Annotated in this window: 9 protein-coding genes and 1 tRNA gene; 4 read left to right on the top strand and 6 right to left on the bottom strand. The window is 60.1% G+C overall.

All coding sequences use genetic code 11. The annotated features are described in order from the left end of the window. Positions 1-169: 169 nt before the first annotated feature. From JNK74_27870 to JNK74_27850, 5 genes are all read right to left on the bottom strand, one after another. The gene (locus tag JNK74_27870) at positions 170-622 is read right to left on the bottom strand and encodes a hypothetical protein (protein MBL7650009.1); all 453 of its coding nucleotides are present in this window, start codon (positions 620-622) and stop codon (positions 170-172) included. Then, positions 612-965, bottom strand: a complete 354-nt coding sequence (locus tag JNK74_27865) for a 4a-hydroxytetrahydrobiopterin dehydratase (protein ID MBL7650008.1) — start codon at positions 963-965, stop codon at positions 612-614. The genes JNK74_27870 and JNK74_27865 overlap by 11 nt, the downstream gene beginning before the upstream one ends. A gap of 22 nt (positions 966-987) precedes the next feature. Then, on the bottom strand, positions 988-1,332 hold the full coding sequence (locus tag JNK74_27860; protein ID MBL7650007.1) for a hypothetical protein: 345 nt from the start codon (positions 1,330-1,332) through the stop codon (positions 988-990). Between the two features lie 2 nt (positions 1,333-1,334). Continuing rightward, a complete protein-coding gene (locus JNK74_27855) occupies positions 1,335-2,126 on the bottom strand; it encodes a NifU family protein (GenBank protein ID MBL7650006.1) in 792 nt (263 codons plus the stop codon). A gap of 202 nt (positions 2,127-2,328) precedes the next feature. Continuing rightward, positions 2,329-2,802 (bottom strand): hypothetical protein, encoded by a 474-nt coding sequence (locus JNK74_27850; GenBank protein MBL7650005.1) that lies wholly within the window; start codon positions 2,800-2,802, stop codon positions 2,329-2,331. 241 nt (positions 2,803-3,043) lie between these two features. Between JNK74_27850 and JNK74_27845 the strand changes: the two genes are divergently transcribed. Next, positions 3,044-3,134 (top strand) — tRNA-Ser (locus JNK74_27845). 171 nt (positions 3,135-3,305) lie between these two features. Then, entirely contained in the window at positions 3,306-4,850 is a 1,545-nt protein-coding gene (locus JNK74_27840) for a glycerophosphodiester phosphodiesterase family protein (protein ID MBL7650004.1), read from the top strand. A 3-nt stretch (positions 4,851-4,853) separates the two neighbouring features. Here the strand turns inward: JNK74_27840 and JNK74_27835 are convergent, their stop codons facing one another. Further along, positions 4,854-6,986 carry a hypothetical protein gene (locus JNK74_27835; protein MBL7650003.1) on the bottom strand — a complete coding sequence of 711 codons (2,133 nt, stop codon included), beginning with the start codon at positions 6,984-6,986 and terminating at the stop codon, positions 4,854-4,856. A 434-nt stretch (positions 6,987-7,420) separates the two neighbouring features. Here JNK74_27835 and JNK74_27830 point away from each other — a divergent pair, with 434 nt between their 5' ends. Then, positions 7,421-9,733 carry a hypothetical protein gene (locus tag JNK74_27830; protein MBL7650002.1) on the top strand — a complete coding sequence of 771 codons (2,313 nt, stop codon included), beginning with the start codon at positions 7,421-7,423 and terminating at the stop codon, positions 9,731-9,733. 195 nt (positions 9,734-9,928) lie between these two features. Continuing rightward, positions 9,929-12,252: tandem-95 repeat protein (locus tag JNK74_27825; protein MBL7650001.1), on the top strand; the 2,324-nt coding region annotated here is incomplete at its 3' end.

Here is a 12,252-nt window from a genome sequence, read left to right as displayed (position 1 = left end):
CGCGCCCACCACGGCGGGTCTTCGACCTGGGCTACGATATGCCGTCCCTGCGGGACTAAACCCAACGTGACTTTACATTCAATCCACCGCGGCCCCTCTTGGGGGCCTTCCACATACCACCGGTTCTGCCGGTGGTTAGTGATTCACGGGATGTGTCTTGCACAATCCGTCAGTTAAAGACCACCATTCTTTTTGCCTTTTTCGACGTGCCACAGCCCCGGCAATTGCCGCATGACTTGATTTTTTCTGTGATCAGGTCCACGGAAATACGCGCGAGGATGACGGTGTCATTGCCCTCGCAACCAATTTCAGCCGCCGCGCACATCTCGCCGGGACCACCACTGGCGCGCCCGAGAAGGACTTCCAGCGCCGATTGAACGGCAATCAGGTGCTTCAGGCCGAGAAACTCCTCCAGCGGCTCTTCCACCGGCCAGGTTTCCAGGAAGAATTCAGGCGTCATGGCGAGCAATTCCTCCGCGGCCATTCCACCCAGTACCCCCATAAGTAGATTGCCCGAGCCCACGCCCTGACCGCAGGTACGTTTCCGGAACGTATATTCCTTCAGCCGGTCCTGCTCGTCGAGGATCACTTCGATTACTTCGGTAACATCGCTACAGGGCATCTTCGTACGCTTTTTCTACCTTGGCGGCAAACACGAAATCGCTCTCGGTCAGGCCATCGATTTTATGGGTCCAGATCGTGACTTCAACCTTGCCCCAGGTCAGGAGGATGTCGGGATGATGGTTTTCCGCCTCGGCAATGTACCCAACGGCATTGGTGAAATCCAGTGCTTCCTGGAAGTTCTTGAACTTATACTGCTTCGTCAGGTGGTGCTCTTCCACCAGATGCCAGTCGCTTCCAAGCTGGGCCAGAAACGTGTGCAACTCATGCCCGGCCAGGGGTGGAACCCCACCCTTGCATGGAACACATTCCTTCGCGGCCAATACTTCGCAGCCATCGAGCATGGTGCGTCTCCTTTTCTCCTGGCTAGACGTCAAACACCTTCGGGGGCCTCGCGTACCAGAGGTTGAGGTCCGCGTGATCGTCCAGGGTTACCGCGCCCAGTTTCACCGTGTAGGGGGCTTCGCCGTCGCAACGATATTCGATCTCGCCACCGGCGATCTCCCAGTTCCCCGCCTCCGGTCCGCTGAGGAGCAGCGTATGGGGGAAGCTCTGGGGATGGCCCACCGCCTCCAGTGTTTCGCCGGGGGCGGTGCCACCCGTGCATTCATCGAACTCCAGCGGAAAGCCGTTGATGCTGTATCGGGGCACGCCACCGGGGCCTTCGTTGCCGGTAATCAAGGTAATCTGAAACGTATCAAGTCGCGGCATGGCTACATTCCCATTCCCGCGGGCATCTCCCGGAAAAAGGGATTGACACCCGAGGTGTGGTCGGTTTCATCAAGCACCGCGCCGAGCTGGGGCACTTCCTTACGGAAGGCGCCCTCCACACCCGAGCGCAGGGTTATGCTGGAGGCGGCGCAGCCCTGGCAGCCGCCGCCCATGGTGATATAGATGGTGTTGCCCACAACCCGGTTCAAAACGATGACGCCGGAGTGGGAGGCGATGCCGGGGTTGATCTCCTCATCAATTACGCGCTGGAGCCGTTCGCGGATTTCAGCTTCCTCTGGAATGCTCTCCTGGTAGCTCGGATCGAGAACGGGAATGCCGCTTTTCAGATGGGCGCGTATCTGTTCGCCCACCCGCTTCGCAAATTCTTCCCAGGGGCTGAAATCGCTTCCGTCGCGCATCACCGTGACGGTCGTGTCGTGAATCAACACCGAACCCACGCCGCCGAGATCGAAGAGGGCGCTCGCGAGCGGAGAATGGGCGTAGGCGATTCCCGCCTCCGGCGCCCAGAAGGAAAGACCCTGAAGCAGCGGGCGGTTCACCATGAGCACGCACGCGGGCACGTTGGCTTCCTTGCGGGCCTTGATGGCGATCTCGTCACCCCGCCCCGCGCCGGCATCTTCACCAAACGATACGGGTGCGTGGACGACGCGCCGCGTTTTTGGCATGGGCTCGTCGTCGTCCTCGTCGTCGAAGTCGGCCGCCATGGTCTGGTGGCCCGTCACAGACTTGGGTGTTTCTTCGGTCTTGAATACTTTGGAAAACCATGAAGGCATGGCTTGTAAGTCCTCGTTGTAAGTTACTATTTGCGTGATCCATCTGTACCCGAAGAGACAAATCCCGCACGCTTTTCATTCCCCCGGCGGGGGCTTCTACGGAACAGGTAGCCGCATCCAGGGCCGATTCCTATTATACACCCTTCAGGCGGTGTGGCGTGTTATTAATTGCGAAAACGGGCGCGCCCCAAAGAGTTGTGCGTTAACGGCTGGACGCGCACCAGGTGAACAGGTTGGCCCATTCCGCACGCTGTCGCGCCACCACGTCAGATGGATTTCCGGGATAGGCCGCCTCCGCCGCGACCACGAGACCATGCCCGTCGTAATCCGGCAAGTGGAGCATGGCCGGGTGTTTACCCGTCTTGTGAAACCAATAGTGGCTATTCGAGAAATCCCCTTCCCGGCGGTGCATGATGCCGTGCCAGTAGGATCCGGTCGCGTTCTTCAATTCCTGGCTGATGGTGTGACTACGGTCCAGTTCGTCCACGTAGAGCCACAACCCGGCCTGCAGTGCGGGATTGGCGCGCAGCGGCGCCTGATGAACTGCGGTCTCGACCAGGGACAGCAGGGCCGTGTTCGCACCCCGCCTGGGGCATAACTCGGGCATGGCCCGCTCCAGCGGCAGGGCTTCGAAGAGGGGTGTCAGCAGGATGTTGAGTGTTTCCGGAAATATCATAAGGAATCTTTCCAATTACAGGGCTTTCGGGTAGTTTATCGAACGCGCGGGCGGAGGGTAAAGGTTGGCATCGGGTCGGACCTCGGGGCCGGTCGTCTTGCCCCTCCGAGCGGGAGAAACCCGGAATCATGAGCCGGTACACGCCGACAAAAGACCGATCAGCTATTCCACAAAACTTGCGTGAGCCACCGTAAACATGCTATCTTCTTTTCTCCGTGGACGTTGTGCCGCGGGCCTCAACGGAGAGATGACCGAGAGGCCGAAGGTGGCGCCCTGCTAAGGCGTTGTACGTCAAAAGCGTACCGAGGGTTCGAATCCCTCTCTCTCCGCCATTACTGAAATCCTGCGCCGGAATCATTTGAAATAAGTGATTCCGGCCATTTTTGTTTGCGGTGGGGTCTCTCTGAAAGCGTGCAGGCCCACTGGGTTGATTGGTGTGAATCTTCTCTTCAGAATAACGCCAATGTATTCCGATTGTGTTCACAACGGTGGGAGTTCGTTCTTTGATCTCGATTCGCCTGTTTCACTATGGTTTGGCCTTGTTTCTGCTTGCCGGGGGCGGCGCGGCCGCGGAATTCTTTGAACCGCTCCAACCACCCCGTGCTTTTCAGGTCATGGTGCACCGTGGCGCAATGCTTCAGGCCCCGGAAAATACCGCCCCCGCGCTGGAGCGTTGCATCGAAGAAGGCTTCGAGTGGGCGGAAGTGGATATTCGCCTGACCAGCGACGGGAAACACATCCTGTTTCACGATGAACAGGTGGACGGCAAGAGCAATGGCACAGGCGACGTCAAGAAAATGACGCTCGCGGAGTTGAAGGCGCTGGATGCCGGTAGCTGGTTCTCAGCGCGATTCGCCGGGGAGCGCCTCCTTACGCTGGGCGAGGGCCTCAGTCTCTGCCGGGGACGATTGAACCTCTACCTGGACTGTAAGGACGTTGATCCAATCCTTCTCGCGGACGAAGTGCTGGCGGCGGGGATGGAAAAGCAGGTCGTGGTTTTCGATGCACCGGAGAAACTCGCACAGATTCGCGAGCGCTCCCAGGGCCGCGTGCCCATCATGCCCAAATGGCACCCGGAATACGGCACGGAAGGATGGGTGGAGCAATGGCGCCCCGACGCGGTGGAAGTGAACGCGGATGAAGTGACGAAGGCGATCTGCGAAGCCTTTCACAAGCGAGGCATCAAGGTTCAGGCCAAAGTGCTTGACGAGGCGGACCAGCCCGAGGTTTGGCAACGCATGCGCGATGCGGGCGTGGACTGGTTTCAGACCGATCGTGCGGAGGAGGTGATCATGCACCTTTCCTGGAGCACGTTGCCGAACCGTCCCGTTCAGATCTCCCATCATCGTGCGGCGAATTACTACGCACCGGAAAATACCATTGTCGCGATGGAGAAATCCCTCCGCCTCGCCGCCGACTACGTGGAGTTTGACGTCCGCACCTCGAGTGATGGGCGGTTCTTCATATTGCATGACCCGAACCTTGGGCGGACAACCAACGGCGAGGGGAAAGTGGCGGAGACGGATGCCGCGACGCTGGCCGGGCTTGAAGCATCGTGGGATTTTGGGAAGCCCTTTGCGGGGCTGAAGATCCCCACGCTGGAAGAGACCTTTGAGTTGCTCGGTGGCAAGACCGGCCTTTACGTGGATGCCTACGATATCACACCGGAAGCCCTGGCGGATGGACTGAAGAAGCACAATCTGCTTGACAGCGCCGTGGTCTATCAGTCACCGGAATACCTGATAAAGCTGAAGACGGTGAACCCGGAAATACGAGCATTGTGCCCCCTTTCGGACGCGAATCAGATTGTGGCACTCCACCAATCCGTGCGCCCTTATGGCTTCGATGTTTCCTGGAAGATTCTTTCCGAGGACCTGATTCGCCGTTGCCACGATCTCGGAATCAAGGTCTTCTCCGACTCCGTGGACGACTACGAGACAGCGGCGGACTATCAGCAGGCGGTGAAGTGGGGGATTGACGTCATCCAGACTGACTACCCCGTTCGCGTAGCCGATGCGCTCACGCGTCTTTCAGCCGAGTCGCGATAGTGGTCATTTTGCAGCGTCACGCAGCACGAACTCTGCCTTCCCATTCGCCGAAATCGACAGTGTGAAACGCACGTTGTTTCCATCGCGATCAAAGGCGATCTCGTTACCCATGGATTCAAGCTTGCATCGTGACTCGGCCAATCCCGGCGGCAGCCGCAACTGGAGCTTCTGCTCACCTTGCGCGCCGCTGACCCATCCGGTGACTTCCTCGGCGCTGTAGTGAAAGCCGACATCGCGGTCCTTCAGCAACCCGCAACCCTCGGCCCCAAAGCCTTTCTCATACCAAGCCACCGGCACGCAGGGGGCAATCGTAATCGCGCCCCAGGCATCCGCATCCAGCCCAAGCAGCGCCTGCTGCACGACCGTGGAGTTGTATACCGCCGGATACTCCGTATATTTCGGCACCGTGGCCTCCGCCTCGTCGCCGGGCTGGAAACGTCCCAGTCCGTAGCGCTCGGCGTAGAAGCCCGATCCACCGCCGGAGGGCCGGTCGATGAGGTTGTTCACGTACCCGATGGTCTTGACGATACCCTCGCCGTCGTCCATCGCATGGCGCATGAGCGCGTCGTAGCGCCAAGTGCGCGCCATGGCGACGCAATCCTTGTGGGGGGCGCGCTTGTTCAGATCGCCGGGGCCGTACTCGACCGTCTTCTCCGCGATCCACGTGGGCGCGAAGAGACCCTCGACTTCGTAAAATGCGGACTCGTGTTTCTTGAAGTAATCCCACACATTCGTGGAGCGCGTTGACTCGACCGCGTCGAAGGCCACCAGAGCGAAATTGGTGTCCGTCATGCCGCGTGAAAAGCTACGATAGTGCTTTCCCGCCGGCAGTATCATGAACTCCGCGAGTCCGGCATGGGTCCCTCCTTCGCCCTGCATTTTTGTACCCGTGAACTTGATCCACGTCACGGTGCGGGGCTCGAAGGCCGCAATGGCCCGCGAGACATCGAGATTGTTGAAGCTCACCGTCACAGGCGCGGACCCATCACTGAATTCGAGGCGACCCTCGGCGAATCGCTCGCCCCTCGCGATTCCGGGCGTCGTGCGGTTGAAGAGGATAATGCTGTCCACGGAGGTCGCTTCGGAAAGCCCGATCTGAATCCACGCGCCGGTCGTCTCACCACTGGCGGCCCATTCGTTTTGTCCGCCGGCACCAGAACCCGCGCCGAAGGCATCGCTCCCGGTCCCGCGGATGCCGTCGATGACCAGAGCGGCGCGGTGGGCGGCGTCCAGCTCCGAAGTGACCGCCTTGACGCTGCCCAGACGCGTTGCCTGAGCCACATTGTTGTAGGCCAGATGCTCCAGGTAGTAGCTGCCCGATTCGTTCCAGAAATGCTTCTCCACACCCGCCGCAATCTGAGCGGCAAGCGCCTGGTATCGCTCGCTCTCGCTCTCGTTGCCCGCGACCGCTTCCAGTTGGGCCAGGCGACGAAAAGCGAGGATAGCGGAAGCGTTGGCGACCCCGTCGATCTCCCGATACACCTGATCGAGATCGTAGGAGTCGCTGTGGAGGAGCCCTTCGGGATCGAGCCAGGCCTCAATGAATCCGGCCACTTTTCTCATGACAGGCAGGTTGTTCGTGAGCCACGCCCGATCCTGAGTAAAGCGAAAAATCATATCGCCCAGCAGCAGCGTGTCGATATTGGCCGTGAGACGAAGGGGATAGTAGACCACACTCCCGTCCTGCGTGGTTTCGGGCACCACGCTGTGGGGGTTGTCGTGAAAGGTCATTGGCCGCACGCTGCCATCGTTGAGCAGGTACTTGGGGCTGACGGTCAAGTCCCAGGCGCGGAGCACCAGGGGAAGATTCTTCTCACAGGCCAGATAGGCCGCCGCCATATGCTTAACGTCCACACCGGGATACCAACCGGGGTAATGTCCATTCAGATCCACGCGCCAGGGTCGCTCGGGTTCTTCGTTCGGCTTCGGCGCGGGCGCTCCGGGCAGCGGCAAAGGCTCTTGCGCCGGGAGCAGGTTCTTATCCCAGTTTACGCGATAGACCTCCGTGATCCTTTCGTCGGGTAGATTCAATCGCGGCAGGGACTCTCCGGCGGAACAGTCCGTCGTCGGAAAGGACACGATAAAGACGCACACCGCCGCTGTCAAGAGCTGGGCTGTGATTCGGGAAGCGTTCATGGCGCATGGAACTCCGTCAGTCATTGTTGCAGTGACCCGCAGGCAATCATAGCACTCGCGCCGGGGGCTTCCAAGGCGGTTGGGTAAACGCCGGGGAGCCGAGAATAAGATTTATCGCCAGAGCCGCGGAGCTATGGAGCGGGAGCTTTCCAGCTCGCGAAGCGAGCAACGCGGCTTCACGGACAGCACAGTCACTAGAACTGTGGAGAATGACCCTGATTGTTCCGCGTGGGCAGTTACTGGAGCCTAAGAAGGGGTGACAAATTCTTGACAGTTGCGGCTGGTGTGCACGAGGCCAATTTTCCGCTCTTGGAGTCTAAGTGATTGTTGTGAATAGGGTTGTACTCGCCCTATGCGCGAGTTAGGGTCGCGTGCATTTGCTATTTTGCGCAACTTGCGGCATAACTACGTTCGGTAATCGAGGAGGATTCACGATGGGTGTTTTGAAACAAAGCATGATGTTGTTGCTGCTCACACTGGGAATGGCCCTTTTCGCTTCGGGCTGTCCTCTGATTGACCCGGACCCTGATCCTGTGGGCGAAGGCGAAGGCGAAGGCGAAGGTGAAGGTGAAGGTGAAGGCGAAGGTGAAGGCGAGGGTGAAGGCGAGGGTGAAGGCGAAGGCGAGGTGCCCGTCGACACAGCAGCCACGATCATGTTCGTCACGCAGACGCCCCAGTTCCAGGACTTCACCACCATCGGCTCCACCTTTGGCAATCACAAGGGAGATACCGGGTCGGCCCCGCGTGGCGGCGATCTCTATGTCCGCTACCCGGATGGAACCCTGCGCAACCTGACGGAAGAGCTGGGCTTTGGCACGGAAGCGGGCAAGGATATAGCCGTGCGCGATCCGGAAGTGCACTGGGAGGGTGAAAAGGCCCTCTTCTCCATGGTCATTGGCGGAACGGTTCAAAACGACAACGACCCCGTCTACTTTCAGCTCTACGAAGTAAGCGGGATTGGTCAGGGCGAGACCGCGAGCATCCGTAAGCTGGTGCAGCCCGAGGATTACAACAATATTGCACCGTGCTACACGTCCGACGATCGGATCGTGTTCACGAGCGACCGACCGCGGAACGGCGACAAGCGGCTTTACCCGCAATTGGACGAGTACGAGTCCGCGCCGACGGTTTCGGGGTTGTGGTGCATGGATGCGGACGGCTCCAACCTTCGACTCTTCGATCACTCACCTTCGGGTGACTTCGAGCCGATTGTGGACAGTTTCGGTCGCATTCTGTTCACGCGCTGGGATCACCTGCAGCGCGATCAGCAGGCTGATGCGGATATTTACAATTTGATCCGCGGTGAGGGCACCTCATACGAGGTCGTGACCTATGAGTCCGAAGAAGGCGACGCCTCCCACGCGCTGGCCCCCGGCGACGAAGTATTTCCCGAGCAGCGCGGCCTCTATGGCGAGGACGGTCCCGACCCCCTTTGGGACGATATGCAGGAGACGGAGAACGGTCATACGTTCAACGTCTTTTTCCCCTGGATGATGAAGCAGGACGGGACGGGCATGGAGACCTTGAACCATATCGGCCGTCTGGAGCTTTCTCGTTACATTGGCAGTGCCCGCAGCTATCTGCCGGAGGCCTACGCCTTCGAGACGCTGCGCATCAACAACATCATGCACATTGACGAAGACCCGACCGACCCGGGGCTCTACTATTTCACCAATGCGCCTGAATTCAGCACCCACGCCTCGGGCCAGATCGTGGCGATGCGCGGGGCGCCGGACATTAACCCCGACGACATGCGGATCGAGTACATCACCCATGAGGCCACGTCGAGCTATGTCGGTGATGACGAAGCCCGACCCGCCGGTCATGTGGGACTCTTCCGCGATCCGCTGGCAACCAGCACCGGCGAATTGTGGGCGGTTCACACCGACACCTATCGGGCGGATCGGCCGACCGTGGACGATCCGGGTTACCCCGAACCCTACACGGCGAGCAGTCGCTTTCAGTTCGCTATCCGCGAACTCGTGGAAGGCGAGGGCGGCGTGCGCGTGCCGGGAGCCCGGCTGAATCCGGGTGGAATTGTCGAGACGATCTCGTACTTCGACAACGCCAGCTATCGGCAACTCAATTACTCAGGTCCGATGTGGGAATTGCAGCCTGTCGAAGTAGCGCCACGTCCCCGCCCTTCTCTGGACACCCACCCGCTACCCGATATCGAGCAGACGGTGCTGGAGGAGTCCCTTGGCGGAGCCGAAGGCGTCGCTTCGCTCAAGGAGTATCTGGTGCAGAACAATCTGGCCCTCGTCGTGAGCCGCGATGTGACCATTCGTGGCGATGAACAGCAGGACGTCGACTTGAAAATAGCCGGCAGCGAACACCAGACCGCTACCGAAGGCGCCACGCCGAAGGAGATCGCCTGGATGCAGTTTTTCGAAGGGAAGCAGCTTCGCGGCTATCGATTCGAGGGACGGCGCATTATCGCGCGCGCCCTGGAGGATAGCCAGAACCCGCCCGTGCCCGAGGCCCCGGAAGGCGCCGTTCGTCTGGGCGCCGACGGCTCCATGGCCGCGCTGGTTCCCGCCGGTCGGGCCCTCTCCTGGCAGATGACGGAGGAAGATGGCACGGCGGCGGTGCGTGAGCGCATGTGGCTGACCTTCCAGCCCGGCGAGATTCGAGCCTGCACGAACTGCCACGGCCTGAATAAGACCGATGTCTTCGGCGGCGGCCTTCCCCAGAACGAGCCCCAGGCCCTGAAAGACCTGCTGGCGTGGTGGCTGGAACAGCAGTAACCCGCCCAGAGGGTTCGCACGCACGCCTTTGATTTGAACGGCCCGGCCGGATCGACCCAGCGGTCGATTTGCCCGGGCCGTCTTTTCTTTTCTACACTGTTCGCACGAAGGCAGTTTTGGCGGAAAGGGAACGCTATGAAATGCGGGCAACGGTACGCTTCTCCACGGATTCCAATAGTAGGCGGCTTGGCACGGATGAAGTATCGCTGGGCGAGTGCCAGGGTGCTCCTCTCACTTATCGGGTTGTGCTTCTCTATCCGGGCCGACGTCACTTCGGATACCCGGATCAGCCATATGGGCCCCGACGGTGAAATCGCCTATGCCGTTTTTGAGGTGCGGGCGGCTTACAACAGCATTGAAGATGAGTTTCTAATTGTCTGGGCGGGTGAGGACAATACGGCGCCGCTGGTGGAAGGGGAACGGGAGCTCTTCGGCCAGCGCATCGACGCCGCAACAGGGCAGGAAATCGGCGCGACTGATTTCAGAATCAGCGACATGGGTAACGATGCGGAAGCCTCGCCCACTGTTCGCGATGATTTCGGTATCGTCGAGCAACAGGTGGTCTATAACCCAACGGAAAATGAGTTTCTCGTTGTCTGGGTGGGTCAGGACGACACCGCTCCACTGGTGTCCGGAGAAACTGAAGTATTTGGCCAGCGTATCGATGGAGAGACCGGTCAACCTGTAGGCCCCAACGATTTTCGGATCAGTGCGGCGGGCGGTAGCGGGGCGAATGGCTACAATGTGCAGAATGTGGCGGTGGCCTATTGCGGGAGCGCCAACGTGTATCTCGTGGTGTGGTCGGCCGATGATAGTCGTGCGCCGCTGGTCGATGGCGAGTTTGAGATTTTCGGCCAGCGATTGAACGGGGCCACGGGGGCGGAAGTGGGGGAAGACGACTTCCGGATCAGTACCATGGGCGACGATCTGGAGTCCAACAGCACGATTCGGGCTCGCTACGATGCGGTGGCGCCGCGTGTGGCCTGCAATGAGATCGACGGCGAATTCCTGGTCGTCTGGCAGTCCGATGATGATCGCGGAAGCCTGGCGGATGACGAATTCGAGATCTTTGGCCAGCGAATAGTCGCTGGTACCGGCGCGGAAGTCGGGGAAAACGATTTTCGGATCAGCGACCTGGGTTCCACCGACGGGGACAACGCCTATCGGGCCTGGGAACCCGACGTGGCCTGGGATTCCGTCAACAACGAGTACCTCGTGGTATGGCGTGGCGAGGATGACACACCGCCCCTCGTGGACGGCGAACACGAGGTCTTCGGGCAGCGTATCAATGCCTCGAATGGTGCGGAGGTGGGCGACAACGACGTTCGAATCAGTTTCATGGGCGATGACGCGGAGGCCGACCCGGTCGCCCGTGGGGCGGAATTCGTCAACGAACCCCGATTGACCTTTAACAATCGAGACGAAGAGTTCATGGTCGTGTGGAACGCCGAGGACGACACACCGCCACTCGTTACAAATGAGTTCGAAGTCTTCGGTCGGCAGATCGGCGCCGGCGAGGCGATGGCGCCGGGCGACGATGAAATCCGCCTGAGCGATATGGGGGACGACGCGGAAGCCAATGCGGCGGAGCGGGCGAAGTATCGTGTCTTTCGGGCTTTTGTGTCCTATGGAGAGACCCAAAACACCTACCTCGTGGTCTGGGAGGGGGAGGACGACGCGTCAAACGCGTCCGATCCCTCGCTGGTCGAAGGAGAGACCGAGGCGTTCATGCGATTTCACCGGTCCCCGAATAGCGTTCCAGAAATCGCTGGCGACGACGCGCGCACCGTGACGATGGATGAGGATGGCGTTCCGCAGGCCTTCGTGTTGACGCTCAGCGCGACCGATATTGATGGAGACTCTCTGTCATGGTCTATCGGGTCTGGAGCGGCACATGGTACCGCAAGCTGCGACGCCGCCGGAGAGACGATCGATGTTGCCTACCAGCCGGCGTTAAACTTCTACGGTGACGATGGCTTCGTGGTAAGCGTCTCCGACGGGAACGGTGCAGAGGATTCGGTTGCCTTGATCGTGCAAGTCCAGCCGGTAAACGACCCTCCGGTTTCAATTGACGATGTGTATTTCGTGGCCGCCAATAGTATCGGTAACGTGCTCGGCCTTCTTTCCAATGATGAAGACTTGGACGGCGACACGCTCGCGATACTCTCCATCGACACATCGGGACTCGCAGGTACGCTCGAAATTGAAAGCGGGGGAACGACGGTGACTTATACACCGCCGCTAGGATTCGCCGGGGAAGAGACCTTTTCCTATATCGCCACGGACGGCTCCGGCGGCCAGGATTCCGCGAATGTGTCCATCGACGTGACAGGAGGCGAAGGCGAAGGTGAAGGCGAGGGCGAGGGTGAGGGCGAGGGCGAGGGCGAGGGCGAGGGCGAGGGTGAGGGTGAGGGTGAGGGCGAGGGCGAGGGCGAGGGTGAGGGCGAGGGTGAGGGTGAGGGCGAGGGTGAGGGTGAGGGTGAGGGTGAGGGCGAGGGCGAGGGCGAGGGCGATCGGCC

The organism is Candidatus Hydrogenedentota bacterium (assembly GCA_016791475.1).
Taxonomy (GTDB): Bacteria; Hydrogenedentota; Hydrogenedentia; order Hydrogenedentales; family JAEUWI01; genus JAEUWI01.
The sequence above is the reverse complement of the archived record's forward strand: the minus strand, read 5'-3'. Positions and strand labels throughout refer to the sequence as shown.

What these genes read in the sequence shown, in the direction of transcription:
- JNK74_27870 (MBL7650009.1), bottom strand. Translation starts at nt 622, where the DNA reads ATGCCCTGTAGCGATGTTACCGAAGTAATCGAAGTGATCCTCGACGAG.
- JNK74_27865 (MBL7650008.1), bottom strand. Translation starts at nt 965, where the DNA reads ATGCTCGATGGCTGCGAAGTATTGGCCGCGAAGGAATGTGTTCCATGC.
- JNK74_27860 (MBL7650007.1), bottom strand. Translation starts at nt 1,332, where the DNA reads ATGCCGCGACTTGATACGTTTCAGATTACCTTGATTACCGGCAACGAA.
- JNK74_27855 (MBL7650006.1), bottom strand. Translation starts at nt 2,126, where the DNA reads ATGCCTTCATGGTTTTCCAAAGTATTCAAGACCGAAGAAACACCCAAG.
- JNK74_27850 (MBL7650005.1), bottom strand. Translation starts at nt 2,802, where the DNA reads ATGATATTTCCGGAAACACTCAACATCCTGCTGACACCCCTCTTCGAA.
- JNK74_27835 (MBL7650003.1), bottom strand. Translation starts at nt 6,986, where the DNA reads ATGAACGCTTCCCGAATCACAGCCCAGCTCTTGACAGCGGCGGTGTGC.
- JNK74_27830 (MBL7650002.1), top strand. Translation starts at nt 7,421, where the DNA reads ATGGGTGTTTTGAAACAAAGCATGATGTTGTTGCTGCTCACACTGGGA.